General features: G+C 45.9%; 11 protein-coding genes. All 11 read right to left on the bottom strand.

All coding sequences use genetic code 11. The features are described from left to right. Positions 1 to 248: 248 nt before the first annotated feature. The 11 genes from ACO1R6_RS17675 to ACO1R6_RS17625 all read right to left on the bottom strand — a co-directional run bounded on the left by ACO1R6_RS17675 (position 249) and on the right by ACO1R6_RS17625 (position 20,998). A complete protein-coding gene (locus tag ACO1R6_RS17675) occupies positions 249 to 1,631 on the bottom strand; it encodes a BNR-4 repeat-containing protein (protein ID WP_486266352.1) in 1,383 nt (460 codons plus the stop codon). 33 nt (positions 1,632 to 1,664) lie between these two features. Then, a complete protein-coding gene (locus tag ACO1R6_RS17670; protein WP_486266351.1) occupies positions 1,665 to 3,923 on the bottom strand; it encodes a polysaccharide lyase family 8 super-sandwich domain-containing protein in 2,259 nt (752 codons plus the stop codon). 173 nt (positions 3,924 to 4,096) lie between these two features. Next, positions 4,097 to 5,188 (bottom strand): alginate lyase family protein, encoded by a 1,092-nt coding sequence (locus ACO1R6_RS17665; RefSeq protein ID WP_486266350.1) that lies wholly within the window; start codon positions 5,186 to 5,188, stop codon positions 4,097 to 4,099. A 137-nt stretch (positions 5,189 to 5,325) separates the two neighbouring features. After that, on the bottom strand, positions 5,326 to 7,230 hold the full coding sequence (locus tag ACO1R6_RS17660) for a heparinase II/III domain-containing protein (protein WP_486266349.1): 1,905 nt from the start codon (positions 7,228 to 7,230) through the stop codon (positions 5,326 to 5,328). Positions 7,231 to 7,401: 171 nt separating this feature from the next. Then, entirely contained in the window at positions 7,402 to 9,471 is a 2,070-nt protein-coding gene (locus ACO1R6_RS17655) for a right-handed parallel beta-helix repeat-containing protein (RefSeq protein WP_486266348.1), read from the bottom strand. An 86-nt stretch (positions 9,472 to 9,557) separates the two neighbouring features. After that, positions 9,558 to 10,541: a DUF4466 family protein gene (locus tag ACO1R6_RS17650; protein WP_486266346.1), complete on the bottom strand. Its 984-nt coding sequence runs from the start codon at positions 10,539 to 10,541 to the stop codon at positions 9,558 to 9,560. Positions 10,542 to 10,568: 27 nt separating this feature from the next. Beyond that, on the bottom strand, positions 10,569 to 10,973 hold the full coding sequence (locus tag ACO1R6_RS17645; protein WP_486266345.1) for a hypothetical protein: 405 nt from the start codon (positions 10,971 to 10,973) through the stop codon (positions 10,569 to 10,571). A gap of 48 nt (positions 10,974 to 11,021) precedes the next feature. After that, a complete protein-coding gene (locus ACO1R6_RS17640) occupies positions 11,022 to 12,872 on the bottom strand; it encodes a RagB/SusD family nutrient uptake outer membrane protein (RefSeq protein WP_486266343.1) in 1,851 nt (616 codons plus the stop codon). Positions 12,873 to 12,885: 13 nt separating this feature from the next. After that, positions 12,886 to 16,095, bottom strand: coding sequence for a SusC/RagA family TonB-linked outer membrane protein (locus ACO1R6_RS17635; protein WP_486266342.1), 3,210 nt, complete (start codon positions 16,093 to 16,095; stop codon positions 12,886 to 12,888). 996 nt (positions 16,096 to 17,091) lie between these two features. Beyond that, positions 17,092 to 18,435 (bottom strand): Gfo/Idh/MocA family protein, encoded by a 1,344-nt coding sequence (locus tag ACO1R6_RS17630; protein ID WP_486266341.1) that lies wholly within the window; start codon positions 18,433 to 18,435, stop codon positions 17,092 to 17,094. Between the two features lie 421 nt (positions 18,436 to 18,856). Beyond that, the gene (locus tag ACO1R6_RS17625; protein ID WP_486266340.1) at positions 18,857 to 20,998 is read right to left on the bottom strand and encodes a plastocyanin/azurin family copper-binding protein; all 2,142 of its coding nucleotides are present in this window, start codon (positions 20,996 to 20,998) and stop codon (positions 18,857 to 18,859) included. Positions 20,999 to 21,024: the final 26 nt, after the last annotated feature.

Raw genomic sequence — 21,024 nt, 5'->3', positions numbered from 1 at the left:
TATTTAAATATTCCGGTCACCAAGGTCTGTGCCCTCACAGACCTTTAGTATAACGCCAGCTACCGGCTTTCTTTCGGTTTGTGAGGGCACAAACCGAGGAACAACTATTCTTAAACTATTCATTACCGAGTTATAATTCCCAATGCGAGCATCATGCACAAACCGAGGAACGGCTATTCTTAAACGACTATTATTTGGCACCAGGAATAGCTTCTCTTTACCAAGCAATATTTTAGCAGATAGCTTCATTATTTTAACCTTTTGGGTTTGGCAAAATCCTGGTCCATCTGGTAAGGCAGTTCCCATACTTTATCTCCTTTTTTATTCGTAAAATATAACTTCGATTCCGAGAATTTATCGGCGTCACCATCGGCCCAGAAAGCGTAAAAATCGGGATGGGCGTTTACCGGGCGGCGGGCATACGAGTGGTTACGGGGACTGTTTTGCGTAATTTGCTGTTGTTTTTGCCAGGTTTTGCCATTGTCTTTACTTACCCACAAAGCCATTTCGCCGCCAGTGCCGTACCGTTGTGGCCCTGGCTCGGTGGGGCCAATAATTTCCCAGTAATTATCTTTTATGTAAAGCGAGCCCATATCGTAATTATGCGTCGATTCGCAGACTTTCTGAAAGTTCCACTGGCCGTTTTCCCACCTTATAAGCTGCCATTCGCGCGGATCGCCTTGCGACCCCGGCTGAAAATGACGACTAACCACAGCCAATATTACGGGGTTGCCATTTTTATCAAAATTTAAATCGTTTAAATAAACCAACTTGCCTTCGGCTTCATAGTTTTTTACCAGGGCTTCGGACTGGGAGCTGCTTAGTGGAATGGTTAAGGACGCACCGCTCATCGTTCGCCAGGTTTTACCCATATCTTCGGATTGTACGGCGTAAATATTGGTGCGCTTATCTACGTTGCCGCCGGGGTGGTAATTAAACACTGATACCAGTTTGCCCTGGTGCATATTAGTGAGTTGGTAATGGCCGCCCATGCCAGCCAGTTTTTGCGCTTCAGTCCAAGTCCGGCCATCGGGGCTGGTAGCAAAATATAGTTCCCGGCCTTTGGTATACCGGGTAAACATATGTATAAAACCTTGCCCGGGTACCCACCAGGGCTGCGGGTAAGTCAGGTCGCCCTCGTACATTTTATCAAAAGCATCAATCTGGTAAGGCTGCCGGCTTTTAAATATTAGCCCTAAGCGGGAAGTATTCCGGCCGCTCACAAACACCCAGATATACCCTTTATCGTCGATGGACAAAGAAGCATTGTCGTGCGGATCGTCTACGCCCATTTTATCGTACACAATAACGGGTTTGGGTACCACGCCCTTTTGATGATCATAATATGACAGCATAATGAGCAGGTGCTTTTCGGTTTGCTGCGTGGTGCCGCCGTACACAAAAAAGGTTTTCTTTACGGCCGTGGCATAAATGGCTACCGGAATATGATTGGCCGTATAAGTACCCAAGCCACCGGAATATTTATCGCCGTGTTCCGAAAACTGCCCCAGCGTAAACCAGATGCCTTTGTAACCATTGGCTCGTTTGGTTTGCGCCGCCACCTCTCCCGAAGCCAATACCACGAAAAAACACACAACAATATAATAGTACCAGTTTTTAATCCTACCCATAATTAACTTTTACAATCTACTTCAGTATTTAACTTATTTACTTTTCTGTTCCAGCACGACACTCTCTCCGGCCATATCACCAATGGGCAACTTAACCTGAACCAAAGTACCTGCTTGCTTTCCTTTCCAGGTAGCCTGCCAGTTATTGCCAGTTCCCTCAAATCGGCCGGTAATATTTAATTCCAAGGTTTGCAGTTGGCGCGAAGGATCAGAAACCGTTAACTTTTCAATGCCGTTTTTACCCGTTTGGAGCATTACCATACAAGGGTTTTGGGCGGTAAGCGTCAGTTCTTTGGTTAACTTAATGCTGCCGGGTTGGTAAAATACTACCTGACTAATGTTAGCTTTTTTATGATGTACCGCTTGTACTGCAGGGGTATTCGCCAATATTTGTAAATTATTTTTTTTGCGGTAAGCTTCTACCTGTGCGGCCGCCAGATTTGGCACTACTATATAGGCGTAGCCCGCATTCTGGGGTTTGGCGCCGTGGTCGAGCCAGAGCTTAAATACCTCTTTTTTTACTTCGTCGGTAGTAGCCCAGGTATGGTGGTTAATTTCGTGCCAGTTGCCGGTAGCCGTATTATTTTTCAGATGCAGCGCGGTGGGTGCCAGGAAAATATAGGCAATATTATCGTGCGCCACCCAGGCAACTTTATCCAGGTTGTGCTCGCCTGATGGTAAAATTTCTTCTTTATCGCGTTTTATAATTACCTGCTGGTTAAGCAAACTTTGGTTCAGGGTGGTGGCTACGGGGTATTCGGTGTTGGCGGTAATGCCGGTTCCCAGGCAAACGTATGCATCCTGGAAGAAAAACCAGGCCTTGCGGGCTTTTAGCGGGTCGTGTACGCTGGTTAAATCAATAGCGGCGGTACCCAGGTGGCCATCGGTTACCCCACCCACAAAACTAGATTTGCCTTTTTTAGCGATTTGCTTCCAGGGCGGTAAGGTTGGTTTTTGTACCACGGTAGTGCCGGGTACTTTTTGCCAATCCCATACCGGAAAAATATTGAAATACTCCTGCCCCGTACAGTAAATAAAATTAGAACCATCGCCAAAGTGGTGGTTTTTCAGGCCTTCTTCGTTATGCGGTTCTTCCATGTTATTGCCGCGGCTGGAGTGCATCCGGACGGAAGCGAAATAATTAGGCCGCTGGTGGGTAAAATATTCAGAATGCCAGAAAAAATGGGTGCGCGCCAAATCTGGTTCTTTCTCGCCCTGCCGGATTTTAATAATATTATTTAATTCTTCGCGGCGGTAGTTTGACGCAAGAACTAAATTTTGCGCTAACTCAGCGCTGGCCGGACTAAGGGCATCTTTGCGGGAAAGCTCGCGGTTTTTGGCACCAGCATCCGGATACTTGCCGTACACCATCGACTGGCAAATGCCATCGAGAAAATAATCAACGAGCAGTTTCATGGCCGATTCGGGCAAGGTGAACTGAGTGCCGGCAATTTTAACTGCCCAATAAGCAAACGAACTGGCATAACCGGTGCCGTACGATAAGGTAGAAATAACATTATCGGTGCGGTGATGAAAGCTTAAATCGGGTTTTAGGCCGCGGCCGGTAGTAACTTTAATTTCGTCGGCCATTACCTGAACCACTCTGGCCAGCACCTGTTCATCGCGCGAAAACAAAGCTTGTTTCCCCAGCATGCCGGCTATCTGAATCAGGTCGCCGCCTGGCCGGGCCCCAAAAGCTTCCAGGCTAGCCCGGTTGGCAATTTTTAAACCTTTTTCTCGCTGCGCTAGGGTTAAATCGGTATCAAGTACCAGCAAAATATTAATCATGTGGTTGGGTGTACCCATCTCGTTCCACCACCAGTTATCGCAAATAAAATCGTGTTTTAGCCAGAAATCCAGCGCCGACGAAGCCGCTTTTTTTGCCTCCGGATTGCCATAAAACTTAGAACCCGTTTTTTTGTAAGCGCGGCTTAGCTCCAGCATGTTTTGTAAATGCTCGCTGTGCTGGAAACCCGTGCGCGATACATCCTGGTAATTAATATTAGGCCAACTACCATCCGGCTTTATGGATTTTATTAATTCGCTAATAACCGCTTCGTTTATAGCCGGTGCCATTAAGTCTGCTATAATCCGGGTACGGATCTTTTCCAGATCGGCATTGGCTTGGTAGCCAATAGTGCCGTAACTATTAGCCGTTGCAGAATTGTCTGGCAGTTGTTCTTTACCAGTAGCAGCTATTTTTATGCTGGCGGCATGGCTGTAAACCGGCAACAACAAGCCGGCACTCACCACAGCCAAAGCCAACTTTTTTCTTGCATACTTAAAATTCATGACAAATACGCATAAGGGAACTAGAACTAACTCTCCGGAAAAAACGCAGTAGTGCTTCGCCAAATTAAATGTTAGAAATTAAAAATTATGAATGTAGGATTAAAAGAGGTCTTTTTGCTGCTTTTACCCTTATTTAGTTCTAGTAATTAAATTAGACTAGCACGGGCCAAATATTACTTTTTATTATCATAAGTTAAAAGCGGCGGCATAAGCGTAGGGAAAGTCCAGGCAAAATGATGACCGGGATAATGAATTGGCCGGGCTGCTTTTACATACTCATTGTATTTGGGGTCTTTGTAAATTGGGTACATGGCTTCGAGCAAGTTACCTGGCCAAGAACCAGGTTTACCGGGGCTCGGGTTCTGAAACCACTTCCATTGGTCGGGGTGCTGGCTGTGGTAAAGCATATAATCCAGCGCGGTTTTAATAGACCGGCCATCTTCCTGGTAAGTAAACAGGTTCGTGCCATTGGCCTGATAGGCTACCCAACCTGCCGCCGTAATGGGCGCCAACGAAAAATACGTGTACCAAATGCCGTTAGCCTGCCGTTTTACTTCTTCGGGCATGTGGCCGTCGGGCGCAATTTTATGAAATAAATCGCTTTTTATTAACCGGATATTTTCGGCCACTTCGGCTTTATCGTCGAGTAAATAAGCGGTCAGAATAGAACCCATACGCCCCCAATCAGCCCAATTGTTTTTGCGGGTTCTGATTTCATCGGCCGATTTCCGATAGACATTTTTGGCCCAGGAAAAGAATATTTCCTTATCGGGTTGTTTCCACGTTTTGTAGTTGTAAAGCAGTTCGGCCGCTATAATCATAGCAGTACCGGAATAAGCCATTACCAGACTACCATCGTGGTTTGAATAAGATTTATTTTTGTGGGCCCAAGCCATTAGGAGTTCCAGCGCTTTATCGGCATACTTCTTTTTACCGCTCAACTGGTAAGCCAAAGCACAAGCGTAAGCATTAAAGGCATCGGTTTGCAAGCTTTTAGAGTTGCTTCGGTGCTTAGCTGCATCTATATAATAGCCCGGCACATTAAAATCGGCCAGGGCATGGGTTTCTGCCAACAAAGCCGAATCGGCTTCGGCCACTAATACCTGGTAGGCATTGTAAAATGGTTGTTGCTTCTGCTGAATCTTTTTCTTTACAAAATCGATTTGTTTTTGGGGATGCATGCCGCCGGGGTGCTCATACGCAAAGGCCGGTTGCATAAAACAGAGAAAAAGAAAAGCATAAAGAAAAATATGAGGCGTTCGCATACAAGCTTATTTTAAATTATTGCACCAAGGCACAAGTATTCTATTTGTTAATACCGGCATAATATCTGGAGTGGATATAGAAGAATCAACGTGATTTAAAATTATCTACCTCGATCTTTCAATAGTATTTCCCGTCATTATTTAACTGGCAACGGCGATTGCGGCCAGTGGGCCAGCGGATGAACTTTATTCGTTGCCTTCTTTTCGGCGTTTTCCGGGATTAAGTAAACGGTTAAAGCGCCTTTGGCCTGTGCGGGCATTTTGGCTTCAAAACCAACCAGGGTAGTATTGGGGTTAGGCGCATCGTAATCGCGGGGCGGCTCGGTAGACCAGGTTTTCAGGGTAATATTAGCGGGTTCCTGTACTTGTAATATCAGCTTTTTATCGTTTTGGGTTAGTTCTGCGCGGTTTTTACCGGTAATTTTCACTTGGGCCGGGGTGAGCAGGCTCCAACGTACGGTGCTTTCCTGCGGCAAGGTTTCCAGTTCGTCGCGCACCACTACGTACGCCTGGTCTACAATGGCAATGCCCCGGTTTGCCTGGCTCAGCGCACCTTTGTATACTTCGCTCATATTGGTAGTGGCACTCATAAACGCCGGTGCCTTAGAAACACCCGTAATGGGCGCTTTACCGTCTACGCGTTGCAGTTCGTTGTTAACCGTAAGGGTATTGTGCACCCGGTTGGTGTACCGGAATACTTCCCAGCGCTGCGCATTCTGGGTACGGCCAAATAATTGAACGCCTTTTGATTCGAGCGATTCGTAGTTCTGCATACCAAAATCCATGGCCCAGCGTACACCGTTGGCTTCCATTACAAAAGAACCAATATCCATGTGGGCGTGGTTTACCGAGGGCGAGCCGCCTTTAAAACCTACGTATATGGCATTTGGGTCGGTCCAGGAAGTGCGCATCAGGGCTACCGGCATGCTGCCGGCACCCGCCCAAACTTTTTCTTTTGGGGCCGGAATATTCTGGATGCTCATGCCGTTGCTCCAAATCATAATAGCCGGCAACAAGCGATCTTTTACGTGTTTGCTCGCCTCTTCTTTTTGTAAGCGGCTGCGCTCTACCCACAACACCGACGGGTCTTTCAATTTATTTGCAAACCAGAACATAGCGGGCTGTAAACCACCACCAGTACCAGCATCGGAATAGTTAAAAGAATTACCCGAAGGGCCGGTCATGTTTTGCAGGTAACCGGCGGTTTGCAGAAAACCAGGCTGGCTGTTTAAACCAAAATCCTGGCCAAAGGCTTTCTCGATGGCACTGTTAAACATTACATTAAAGCTGGTGCCGTAGCCCCAGTAACCATACCCTTCGGGGTAAGCGCCGCCCGGACTATAATCTTTCATGGGCAGTACAATGGTTTCGATGGCGCGGTTAATAATATTGCGGGCTAGTTCCGGCTGATCTTCGTAGATAGCCAGCGCTCCGTAAGCCATACCGGCATTACAAACCTGGTTCCAGTTGTGGGTAACTTTGAGCCAACTGTTGTGTTTGGGGTTGAGCGAAGGCTCTAAACCTTTTTTCAGGATAGCATCTTTTATAGCAGCTTTAGCGTTAGGTGATAAATCCTGGTGCAGCCAATCGTAACCAATGGCTACAGCCATGGTCATTTCGGCTACATCCAGAAAGTGCGAAGGATTCCAGTCGCTGAAAGCCGAGATGGCGAGCATTTCTTTTTCGGCGCGTTGTAAATATTTAGGCTGCTGGCTTAAGCGGTAAGCATACGACAGAAAGAATATGCGCCGCAAAGCTTCCCTGGATTTATCGAGTAAACGGCGGCCAATCTGAATTCTTTCTACGGGTGGCTTATCCAGTAAATTATCGCTTTCGGCCAGAATGGCCTGGTGCATTTTTTCCCAGGTTTTATCGGCTGAGATGGTTTTCCGGATGGCGGCTTCTTCGCCGGCCAACAATAACAAGCGCGGATGCGCAGGAAGTTTGGTGGTTGCTGTAACCGGACCGTTTTGAGCGGCTACCGACAAGTTGAGCAACAGCAATATGCCTAAAGTATTTAAAAAGTGGTGGTATAATTTCATTGCGTATTAATTAGTTGGTATCGTCATTCTGGTTAGAGAAGCAAGCATTTGATTACTGCGGTTGCGTAAAGCCAACACGTTTACCAGCCGCCCGCGTGGGTATTACCAGTCTGGTTTTAGCCTTGTACCCAAAGCCGCATGGGTAAAATATACCAGCTTTAAACGCTGCTTTTAAGGCATTAAAATAACTTTATCCGAACGTACCAGTTGTTGTTCGCGGTTATTGCCATTGCCAGTATATTTATTATTTTCAATTTTACCATTGCGCACGGCATAAGTTTCTACCCCGTAGCCATCGTTAAACTGCACCTGGTTGTTACTTACCGTAATATTTTCGGAGCCGCGAGATAAAAATTCGACCATTACGCCGCTTTGATCGTTCGCTTCAATTAAATTATCTTTTACCGTAATATTCTTAGATTCAGAAATAAATACGCCGTAATACGCATTGCGCGCTATTTCGCAGTTGCTAATCGTAGCGTTCTGACAATGGTCCAGGGCTAGGCCACTACCGTGCGGTGAGGTAACTAAGCGGCTATCTGTAATATTTATATCAGTACAGTGGGTTAACAACAGGTTGTGCTGCAGTTTAGGGCCCGGCACCACATTGCCGCCATTTTCATCGAAATTGCAACGGGTAATATTTACGCCTGTGGCGCCACTTATTAAAACGCCGTTGTACGTACTGTTCCGGACGGTAAGGTTAACCAGGTTAATTTTTTTCATTTGGCCTGCTCCTAAAGCCCGAAATAAGATACCACCGCGGTTGTAACCTCCCCGGTAAGAACGGGCACTGTTGGGATCGCTGGGTGGCTCCGGCTTTAACGCCGCTTCTATTACCAAATCCCGGATAGTTACTTCGTGCAGGTCGTTATTCAGGTTAACCAAAGATTCCCTTTCGCCGGAAGCTGGGTCCAGAAAAAGAATTGTACTTAATCCCTCGCCGGTCAAAGTAACTTTGCTGGGTATTTTAAGGGTAGTGGGTAAGGTATGCAATCCGGCTTTGGCCACAACCCAACGGCCGGTACCAGCCGCAGCGTTAAGCGCCTCCTGTAACGATTGCCCCGGCGAAACCAGCATAGCATTTGCCGGAATATTTAATTTATCTGTGGCACCAGCGCCGGCAATATAACCAATGGTGCTGGGCTTAGGTACGCCAATATTTACCGGCTTTGCTCCGGCAGGCTCCCGCACGGCGGTTAAAATACTCCGGTGTGCTTTAGGCCGAACCGCAACGAGCGCTTGCCGGGTGTAAGGCATCTCTACACCCTGCGCCGTATAGTGGGCATAAACGGCTTCGTAGTCGTCGCGGAGGGTTTTGGCCCGCTCCGATATCGTACCGTAACATTGGGGCTTTTGTCCGGCTAAAAAGCTGGCAGTATACTCGTAGCCCAAGGCTAACCGGTTATCGCCAACCGAGAAAAGATCAACGCCCTGTGTGTAGGCTATCTGAGCCGCGCCGGCAAATTCGCCTAAGCCTAATTGCACGTGCGCCTGGTCGCGGGTACTTTCCTGGCACTGGCCACTGGGGTAAATATATTTAAACAGGCTGCCGTTTACCGGTGCCCGCAAAAAATGGTTAACTGCATTCTGGAACATTTCACGGTTATCGGTAAAAACAGCTATGGCCATAATCGAGTGGATAATAGCTCCGTCCCAGTTGCCGTTGGCCTGCGGATAATAATATCGCATTAACGGATAATACACCGTCATCAGCATATTAGAGAAACTTTCTATCTCCCTGGGTTGCCAGCCGGCATTGGTGTAGCGCAATATTTCGGCCGCATTGCAAAGCACGTGGCCGGTCCAGGCGGCCAGGAGTTTGGCATCGTTATAATCAAAATCCCAGAGCACCGGCGACCAGGCATTAAGTATTTCGATGGCTTTACCCGCGTAAGCTTTATCCTGGGTAATGTACCAGATCAGGGCACAATTATAGGCCATATCGGCGCTCCGGGCTAAATCATCGCCGCCAATATTGGGTTTGCCGTAAGGCCCCCGCTGCACATGGGTAAAAGGTTTAGGCTTAAAACTTAAATCGGTGGCGGCTTTTAACCGCTCGAAAGCATCTTTATAGGGTTGTTGGCCCTGCTGTACCACTTTTTTCAGGTACGCCAAATCTTTACCGGTTTGGTTAATACCCGGATGAATAAATTTTTGGGCAAGTGCCCGGTTAGGTAAAAGAATAACAACGGCCAACAAGACTGCCAGTAAGGGGTATACCAAGTAGCGTTCGCGCATAGCGTCTGTTTTCTTTTTAAATAATGGATCTAAATAAAATAACATGGGTCTGCTTACCAGCAGACCCATGCCCCAAAAGTACCCGATTAAAGCGCGTATCGCTTAATACTAATTACAGCACTTCTATTGGTATTATTTACTGAGTTAACATAAATGTAAGCCCGGTACTTACCATCGGCCGTTTCCACCCAGACTCCTGATTCGGCTCTCATGTTAATCGCAAAATTAGGCGCATCGGCAAAATTTATTGCCTGGAAATCTAAATCATCAATAAATACCCCAAATTGAGCTCGTGCCAATTGCTGATCGCGCAGGGCCCAGGCTTTATTAATTTTGGTATTCCGGTTAACGCCGGCTGGCAGGGTTATACCGGGCAGATATTGCGGATCAGTAGCTGGTGCCACCAAAGCATGTGCAAACGAAGCAGGACTGGTCCGATAAAGATAAACCAGATCTATTTTACCAGCGTTGGCAGCGGCCGAGGTGGCATTATAAACGGCCATATCTTCAATAGAAATATAAGCGGCATTGTTATCACTTACAGTCAGGTCTAATTTCATATCCATTTTGGATATATTGTAAGGTCCCATAGAATACGAAACCGTTTCGCCGTTGCTGCTATTGGCGGTAAATTTAAAAGTTATGGTTTGTCCGCGAGCGGCTTCCGGAATCCGGTAAAAATAGCGCAAAGTAGCCGCCGTAGTGTCAGCGGTAAAAGAGACTTTGGTTATTTTACCTTCAGTAGTAGATGGTTCGCCTATCTTTACTGCCACATCAGCACCATTACCACCTGCGTAGTAAGAGTTATTCTCAAGATAAGTACCGGTAGCACCTTCTATAGAAGCCTCTACCTGGGCCGAAACCAGTTTACCCCTGGTTCTGGGTATAGCCATGGCATAAGCAAACTCTATATTCTGGCCTACCAGATTGGGACCTAAGCTCCGCTTGATTACATCATTCTGGAGGGCATCTTTGGTAGTAGGAATAGCATACTTTTCTTCCTCGCAGGCATTCAGGAGCAGGAGCAATGCCAGCAAAAAAGGTATATTTAAATAATATTTACGTTTCATTATTATTTCTTTTGGGTTCAATTAAGACTATTGTTGAACAGTAACATAAACCGTATAGGGCTTCCTAACTTTCCGGTTACCAGAAACTACCGTGTATACTTTAGGACTATTTAAGTCCGAGAAGTCTACTTTACCGGTAATTTTAGGGTCTAGTTTGGCATCGGTTACAAGCGAAAACTGTGGATAGAGATTTTTCAGATCGGTACCAAAAAAAACTTCTACCCTTATTGTTTGGGCAACTGTATCAATTACCGCATTCTTACTCCGAACTGTCTGAAAGTCGGAACCTAATAATTCAAAGTTACTTACATAGCATTGCCCCCGGTTAGTAATCAATAAACCATCTTCATCAATAGGGAAGTCTTCTTTACAGCCAATCCAAACAAACGGGACCAGTAAGCATATAAAAAGTGTTTTAAAATATTTTTTCATCTTAAATTCTTCTAATATTCAGATTAATTATTTACACAAACCACACCCTTACAACCATGGTGTATTCTGGGTTAAATTGGGGTTGCGGTCGCGTTCGCCAGGCGGAATTCTAAAGATATAGTTTTGCTGGTACGTCCGTTCGGGGGTATTTTGATAGTAGCGCGTCTGCTGGGCACCCCAGGTATCTATGCGCCACACACCGGCACTAGCTGGCTGTCCCCAAACTCTTTCAATGGCTCTCCATCGGCGCAGGTCAAAACCGCGATGCCCTTCGGCTACCAATTCAATAATACGCTCTTGCTCAATAGCACTGAAGAAAGCAGCTTTATCAGCTGTTTTATCAGCTTTTAAGGCCGGTAAATTACCCCGATAACGAATTTTATTTACCAAAGCAATGGCATCAGGTTGCGGACCATTTACTTCATTGGTGGCTTCGGCATACATCAGGTAAACATCGGCTAAGCGCATAACCGGGAAGGCGTAATCTCCGTCGCTGCGGCCCTGGCCGGCATAATTCCGCAGGAACTTCCGGAATACATAGCCGGAGTTACTACCATCGGTATTATAAGTGGTTAATCTTTCTCCGTTAATAGTAACGGGTTGCGCCCAGGTTCTGTAAATAAATGGTGTCCAGCCGGTAGATTTTAAAGCCGCCATGCCAATGCTCATTTCATAATCCCACATAATAGAGGCTTTCATGCGGTAATCGCGATTGGCATAACTTTGCGGATTTACGGCCGAGTTAGGAACCGTTCTAGCAGCCGCATTGGTTGATGGGTTCATGGGAACCATCGCCGGTGCAAAATCGCCGGTGGTTGTTAGCTGATAACGGTCGGCTAGTTCGTAACGCGGCGATACCCAGCACTGGGAGCCTTCGTGCGAACGGCCTGAGAAATCACGCATTAGTTCTTCGCCTTGATTAGTACCGGGTCCGCCGTGGGTAAAGTACATAATCATTTCGGGATCGCCGTTGGCCACTGGGGTAAACAGATAATAGTAGTTGGGCAGAACCTCGGCCTTACCCAAGACATCAATACTGCCGGGTTCACCATTGCGGAAGAGGTTTAAACCAAAACCTTCTATTACTTGCTTAAAATCGGCGGCTGCGGCCGTAAAGGCGGTCGTAGCAGCGGCAGCATTGGGAATAAAAGTATCTAACTCGGGCCAGCCATTTTTATTCCAGCTACCCCAATACAGTTGTAATTTACCCCGGAACGCTAAAGCAGCTGGTTTAGCCGCCCGGCCTAATTCCGTAGATTTTACTGGTAGTTTTTCGTAAGCATAGGTAAAATCGGCCATAATAGAGTCTTTTACCTGCGCCATGGGCATACGGGTAATATCTGCTACCTGGGCATTAGAAGTAATTACACTATTAATATAGGGTACATCGCCCCACATAGAAATAAGCCGGAAATAAACCATTCCGCGTAATAAACGGGCTTCGCCAACAATTCTTTCCAGGTTTGGCACAGAAGCCGGGCTGGCAGTAGCCATTAATTTCCGGGTATTTTGGATAACGTAATTGGCCCGGTGCACGCCACCATACAGGTGCCGGTAATATTTATCAAAATCATCACCGTAACCAGTTGGATCGTAATTAGCGCCTTGATAAGCGTCACCCAGGCGCAAGTTGCCATTGGTAGCGCTGGTTCCCCGCACCCGGGTATACTCGCCGTGGCCTTCGAAATAGTAATCACGGTCGAATAAAGGCCGAATACCGGCATAAGCGCCGTATAGAGCAAAAGTGGCATCATCTTCCGTTTTCCAGAAGGCAGCCGTACCTAATTCGGTAGTAGGCTGTTGATCAAGTAAGTCATCTTGACAAGCGCTTACGAAAACCATTAACCCCGCCAGAATTGGTATAAACAGTTTTTTTGAATTTATTCTTAAATTACTCATAAATAAAATGTTTTTATAAACTTAGGTTAACACCTAGTGAATAAGATTTTACAATTGGGTACATGTCGTTTCGGTCGGCACCTTTTTCGGGATCAAGGCCCCGGAAATTAGTAAAGGTTGCCAGATTCTCGGCCGAGCCAAAAATTCGCAGACTGGTTACACCAACTCTATTTAAGATTGTAGCTGGGATGGTGTAGCCTAATTGCAGGTTTTTAACCCGGATAAAACTCATATCATCTAACCAGAAGGTTGATTCTTCCCGGTTAGCATTCCCAGACAAACGGGGCCATTCTCCGGTCCGGTTTTCCAGGTTCCAGGGGTTATTCCAATGTTGCCAGGTAGAGGCATAACGTTGGGTACCAAAGTTTACGTTGTTGTAGTTATTCAACCAGAAATCTTTACGGCCAGCCGAACCCTGGAATAAAGCGAGTAAATCAAAGCCTTTATAAGAAGCATTGGCATTTAACGAGAAGTTAGTAGAAGGCCGCAACCGTTGTACATTGGGGTAAGCTTTTCTGTCGTTACCGTCAATCCGACCATCGCCGTTTAAGTCTTTGCGTAAAATATCGCCCGGCGAGGCGCCTTGGGGAGTGGCATTATAAATGTCTTGCCAGGTTTGAGCTATACCCATATCCTCGTAAGAGTAAATAAAGCCATAAGGCATGTTTACAAATACTTGGTTGTTATCATTGTTTGTGCCCCGCCCAACAAATTCATTCCATTTTTCCAGAACATTTCTATTGTAAGAAGCATTCAGGTTAAGACCATATCTTACTTGTCTGAAAGTATCGGACCAGTTTAAATTAGCTTCTACCCCCCGGTTACGGAGGTTACCAATATTTCTACGCGGTGGCGGAGAGTAAGCGCCGGATAGGTGAATGGAAAATTCAGAAGGCCGAATCATACCCGTAGTTAAACGGTCGTAATAGTCCAATTCGGCGCTTAACCGGTTGTCCAGGAAGCCTAAGTCCAGACCCACGTTAAACACATTGGTTGACTCCCAGGACAAATCCGGGTTGATCATTTTGCTGTACACAAACCCTTTTACAATATTACCCCCAATCATATAATTATTATTGGCAAGTACTTCTTTTTGTTGGTAGCGGCCTACGCCCGAATTATTACCCAACCCGCCGTACGACATGCGCAGCTTACCGTTACTTAAGAAACGACTGGTAAAAGTTTTTATAAAACTCTCTTCTACAAAACGCCAACCCAGGGCTACAGATGGGAAGAAACCAAATTGAGAACCAGCTACGAATTTAGAAGAACCATCGTACCGGAAGTTAGCTTCTAACAGGTATTTATCAAAAGCGGTATAATTTAACCGGCCAATATAAGAACGTAATCCTTCCGTATCAACCCCACCAGAGGCCGAAACCATGCCGGGTAAGGTAAGGGCAGCATCTACTTCATGCAAGGTAGGATATAACCGATCCGACCGGCCACTTCCTTGGTAACGTTCATTCCAGTACTCTTCGCTATAAACTGCCAGGAGGCCAAGCTCATGGTTGGTGCCAAACTTTTTATTGTATGTTAACCGCCCGGTAAACATGGTTTTGTAGTCCATCTCGGTTCGGTTACTAATACCGGCATTGGCCCCTACATAAACCCGGCTACCAAAAGCTCCCTGCTGAAAATTATAAGCCTGGTTAGGCATATTGGCATTGTACTGGAACTGATTGCGATAATTTAAGAAATAATCTACCCGGGCCGTTAACCCCTCAATCGGTGACCAATCGGCGAAAATATTACCATTGGCTTCATGTCGGTTCTGGCGGGTAAGGTTATTTACATATACCGTATAGGGGTTATAGGCCTGAGGGTCTTCGCCGTAGGCCATAACCCCACCAAAATATCCGGTAACAGGATCGTAAGGTAAAATACCGGCAATGGCATACTGCATATCGTAGCCGGCCGTGTTGGTACCTTCACTATCGGTAAAGCCTTGTTCTAAGGCATAAGCAAGTTTAGAGGTATTGCCGGTAAGTTTAATACCCACGTTTATATTATTCCGAACCTTGTAATCGTAATTTACCCGAGCGTTGTATTGCTTATAATCGTTGTTAATCTGTAAGCCTTTTTGATCTACTATGCCCACAGAAATGTAGAAATTAGATAAATCATTACCGCCGGAGGCCGATAAATTTTGCCGGCTAATAACGCCGTTCCGCATAATAACATCCCACCAATCGGTATTCGGGTATTTTACCGGGTCGATCATGCCCAAAGCCATCCACTGATCGATGGTGCCGTTCCGGAAGTTAAAATTGGCTGGAAGAGTACCAACCGCCTGGGCCCGTTGGTGCAGCGTTAAAGCCCGGGGATAATCCGACATAAAATCATAGGACCGGATAGGCGTTTCCATGGCATTGGTGCTGGTAAAGTTAATGGTGGCTTTTTTCTTGCCTTTACCGGATTTGGTAGTAATTAATATTACCCCGTTAGCCGCCCGGGAGCCGTAAACTGCGGCTGAAGCAGCATCCTTTAACACCGAAATCGTTTCCACATCGTTCATGTCAATGCGGTTGATATCAATATCGGGCATGCCGTCAACTACCACTAAGGGGGCGCTGTTACCATTAACAGAACCTATACCCCGGATAACCAAAGCCGCACCATTTCTACCGGCCATACCCGAAGACTGAACCGCCGCCAAACCGGGTACTAAACCCGACATGGCCGACGAAACGTTAGGCACCGCCCGGCTAGACACCTGGTTATCAATGGTTATAGAAGATACGGCTCCGGTTACGTTGGCTTTTTTCTGGGTACCATAACCTACTACCACTACTTCTTCCAGAGTTTTGGCATCAACCTGTAGAGTAATGTTAAAAGTGGTTTGACCGCCGGTTAAAGGCACCTCGCGGGTAACGTAACCAATATAAGAAAATACCAGGGTACCGGAAGCTTCGGGTATGCTTAAGGAATAGGTACCATCGGCGCCGGTAGCAGTACCATTGGTAGTACCTTTTACAACTACCGTAACCCCGGGCAGGGGGTCGCCTTTGTCGTCGGTAACTTTACCGCGAATATCAATTACCGGAAGTACAGAAGCTGCTACATGAGCCGACGGGGCACTTACCGTACTGGCGTAGTAGGCACCAGAGGTAACAGCCGTAGCCGGGCTTGTTGGGTTTTGGGCTGCTCCCGAGAGGTAAAGGCAAACCAAGGCTGTAGCCAGACCAAATTTGCCTAGTCGGGGCGTAATTGTTTTGTGCATAGATTAATCGGTTAGGGTGAATAATTTACTAATATAATTTTTGGCGTATACCCATTATATAGTTGGTCGATAATGTTCGCGTACGGAGTAGGTTCTAAGCAAAAAATCTTTATTCTGTATAAGAGATAAATAAAAACCAGCAGTAAGCCAGGAAGATTTTATTGCTATGTGGAGAAAATCAAAATCAGGTACTCAACTCATTTTAGTTTGTAAGCTTATTTAATCTAAAAATTAAGAAAATCTATTTTGTTTTATCTTAAAACTAAAGCCCGAAAAGACCCTAATTTAACTATACATGTATAGCAAAGCTTTAGCTTTACTTTTTATCAAATCTAAAAAACAGTTGTTCTTTAGCCCAGTACAAGTACTTAGTATTTAAAGCTACTTTCTTGGCAAGTTAAACTATTTACTTAAAAATAAAAATCTTGAATATAATTATTAAAAGAAAAACCAGTCAAATCAAGTATTAAATATTTAATAAAATCCTGAAAAATTTATTACATTTTTAGATAAGGCAACTTAACTCAAAATCAAATACAAAGTGGTAACGTTATTATATATAACATTTGTAATTTTTACATTTCCACAGGATAGTTGTTAAGGTACGGCGTAAAATCTGAAATAGGTTACTAAACTTATAAATAGCTAAAATCAAACAAGTAAAAGCAACACTTTAAATTCTGATGCTCTGTTTGCGCAAAAGCCAGTATATATTAAGCGTAAATCGTTCTGCTTTTTCTTTCCGAATAGCTAACACAAACAACTCATAAACAAATATTTATATAAAAAATCCTAGTTCCTGGCAAGTAAGCAACCAGATAAGGCAGGCGTATTATGCTATACCATATAAGAAAATACCCGACAACCTGCTATTTATTACTTATGGTATTGTTGCCGGTTATTTTGCAAATAATTGAAGAAATAACCGGCAGACACTTATTTGAAGGATTAATGACCAATTGGCAATTCATACAAAAGAAACTTACTTAGGTAAAGTTAAGCCAGTTTTGGCTCCCAGCCTGGTTCGTATTCCCGGCGCCAAAGTGCCATGGCCTCCTGGTCGTTCATGATATGCCCATTCTTTTGGTCACAATTTAAAACCCGGCCCGTACGTTGAGCAATATTGCCTAACTGGCAAAGCAATACACTTTTATGTCCGATTTCAATATCGCCATTCGGGCGCTTGCCAGTTCTGATACAATCCAGGAAATTATTAATATGAAAAGCATCTAACCGGTCGCCGGGGCCAGCCGGATCGATGGTGTTGGTTTTAACCTCGTCCTGCACCTGTTTTACTATTTTGTTATTCAGGTCATAAACCGCATACCCATTATCGCCGGTAGTTACCACTGTACCCTTTTCGCCGTAAAAAATGGCACCCCGGCCACTGCCTTCAATGGGATAATTGTTGCAACTGCGCCCCTCCCAGGTTATTGAAATATTACCCGGAAAATCAAGCGTAATTACCTGCGTATCGGGTGTTTCCCAATCGTCCTGGTAGGCATAGCGGCCACCGCCGGAAGTTACCCGGGTCGGATATTCTACGCCTAAGCCCCAACGCATAACGTCTATTTCGTGGGTTCCATTATTTAAAGCTTCGCCGGTACCCCAGTTCCAGAACCAATGCCAGTTGTAATGAATAATATTATCCTGGTATGGTCGGCGGGGAGCCGGGCCTTGCCACAATTCATAATCTAAATTGGCCGGTACGGGTACTTGTTTGCCTTTGCCAATGGGTTTGCGGTTATTGGTGTACCAACCTTTGGCAAAATACGCTCTGCCAATAACACCGGCCTTTAGCTCTTGCATGCACTCTATTATTTTGGGCCAGGAACGACGCTGATTGCCCATTTGCACCACCCGGTTGTACTTGCGGGCGGCCTCTACCAATAGCTCGCCTTCATACGGGTTATGGCTGCAAGGTTTTTCTACGTACACGTGCTTACCAGCCTGGCAAGCCAGAATAGCTGCCGGCGCGTGCCAGTGATCCGGCATGGCAATATAGACCCCATCAAGCGATTTGTCGTTCAGAATAGCTCGGAAATCTTTAACGCCTTTGGGTTTCTTTTTGGCAATATCGGCTATGCCGGTTACAGTTTTAGCCATGGCATTTGCATCTACATCGCACACGTAGGTTACTTCGCAATTGGTTTGTTTCGCAAAATTTTTAGCCATGCCGTTACCCCGGCCATTTACTCCTATGGCGGCCACTCTAACCCGATCGTTGGCGCCTATTATACTGGCGTAACTTTTGGCACTCCAACCCAAGGTTAAACCAACAGTACTTAAGCCGGCCTTTTTTATAAAGTCCCGCCGAGATTTTTCGTTTTCGTAGTTCATATTATTTTTAATATTTTGTGGTGGTTGATTATTTATTTGCTCGGAAATATCCTTAACCGGCACTTTATTTACATGTGTACGCAGACCTGCCGGGTTATTCTTTGTTATTGAGAACGTGTTTTGATTAAAGCCATTTTCCGGCTCCTGATTCTAATATACAAATTTTATAGCTTTTTATAACTACTCACTTAAGGCTGATTTGATAAAACTACTTATTAAGTAACTAATGCAGCAGTAAGTAACCAAACAAACTGCTGTTTAAAAGGCAACGTTGCCGTAGCGATATCAACCTAAGATCTCATTAAAGTAGTACCAGCCGTATTTATACCAAATAAAAAGCCCGGCCGGAAAGTTATTATAGACATAACAACTTTCCGGCCGGGCTTTTTACTTGAGCTAAAGGATGAAAACTCTTATTTGTTTACCGGGCCAATACTTTCATGGTGCCTTGCATTACGTAAAAATGACCCGGCACAGAGCATTCGTAAGTATATTCGCCGGGTTTATCAGGGGCTGTAAAGTAAATGGTCTCGGAGGTGTTGGATTGTAATAATTTGGTATGGTATAGCACTTTATCGGTGTTGGGTATATAATCTTTCTGCTGACCTTCCAGGCCAAGTTTCATGGCCAGTTCGCCCACCTGAATGGCTGTTCCCGGCAATACCACCACAAAATTGTGCAGCATGTCGTCGTCGTTAATAAATACTACTTTTACTTTGCTACCGGCTTTTACCTGAAATTGAGCGGGATCAAATTTTAAGCCCGGTTTGGTACCCATATTGATGGTATAATCGGCAGTACCGTTCCAGGCGGCTGGCATTTCGGTTATATGTTTGGCCGCATTGCGGGTAGTTGCCGCGCCAGCAGTAGTAGTTTTAGGCGCAGGGGTACGGGTAGCCGCTGAAGTAGCTTTTTTTGCTGTTGCCATCATGGCGGCATGGTCGTGACCAGCCGCCGAAGCGGTAATATTTAACTTTTCGCCGTCGGGCAAATTGTTCAGGGTGTAATAACCTACATGGTGTAATAAATTCTGGCCAGAAGCTGCTTTAACACCTTCGGCGGTAATTTCGTGGATATACCCCAGGCGCAACGCATCTACCACTAACCGAGCCTTTAACCCATCTTCCGAAACCACTACTGCCCGAATAGGACAAGGCGCATTGTTGATAACCGGGCTACCGTAATTGGCGTGGTACTTATAATTAAAGCCGGTTACTTTGTACGAAGCCGGATTTGCTGCTACCGTTTTATTTACCGGCATGGTAAATTCAATCTCGAAACCATCGGGCATGGCCCGTACCGTTTTCATTTCGAAAGGAGTTTGACCGGTCCAGACGAGGCGCTGCAAGCTAAACAATTCTTTACCCGTAGAAGACCAACCCCGGCTGGTCATGCCCACAAACATAGAGCCATCATTGCCCCACACCTGCCGCAAAATACCCGACGAAAAACCTTCGCGGAACGGAAATACCACACCCTGGTATTCGCCTTTTATTTTTTCTAAATCCACGCGCATTATTTTACTCTGACCCTGGTCGCCGACAAATAATTGGTTCTGGAACGGACCAAACTTGCCCTTGGTATTGTCGGTGAGTAAGCCGGAAGTAGAAATTCCCAAAATGCCGTGCGGCAACCAAACGGCCGGGGCTTTTAATTCCGGCACCCGCCTGGCTACATCGTACAAAGGCTCACCGGTGTTGGGTACGCCTTCGGGTTTTAGTTTTAATGGCGATCCGGGTAAATCGGTCCAGCGCAAGCTTTCGGCATTACCCACAAAGTCGCCTTTTTCTACGTGCGTAATGCGGCCGGAGCCCACCCAATCGCCCTGGTTTTCGGTGTAAAAAAAATCGCCGGTTGCATTAAAACCATAACCAGCTGGTGAGCGCATACCGGCCGCAAACGGCATCATTTGCCCATCGGGAGTAATTTCCAAAGCCCAGCCGCGCCAGGGCACCAAACTAACGCCGTGTCCCAAGCTATTGCTCCAGCCCACATTAAGCGTAACCAACATATTGCCGTTGGGCAAGAAAGTAGGTCCGTAAGAATATTCGTGGTAATTACCCGATAGAGGCCAGGAATATATTTTATCGTAAGAATCGGCCTGACCGTCGCCATCATTATCCCGTAACCGGGTAAGTTCGCTGCGCTGGGTTACGTAAATATCGCCGGCTTTGTAGGCCAGGCCCAGCGGCTCGTGCAAACCGTAAGCAAACCGTTTAAAACTGGGCTTGGCATTACCCGAAATATTGGGGTTGCTAACCAGCCAAACTTCGCCGCGCCGGGTACAAATAGCTAAACTGCCATCGGGCAATGTTGCCATCCCACCCACTTCCAGTATAATATTTTCGGGTACTGGTAAAGATATCAGCTTGTAAAAATCGTCTTCTTTGGCCGGCGCCGGTTCTATTTTGGCCAGGCCTTTAGGGGCCGGAGCCGCTTGCTTGCTGCCGGTTTCGGGATTTACTTTTTTTACCTGGGCCCACGCACCAAAACCAGCCAGGTTTAACAAGCCCGCTACTAAAACAGACCGGACTATGGTATTTATACAAATATTCTTTTTCATGTGATTGTACTTCCGCAACTTAAACC

Source organism: Adhaeribacter sp. (assembly GCF_057359045.1).
Note: the sequence above shows the minus strand (reverse complement) of the source record. Positions and strands in the feature narration are given on the sequence as shown.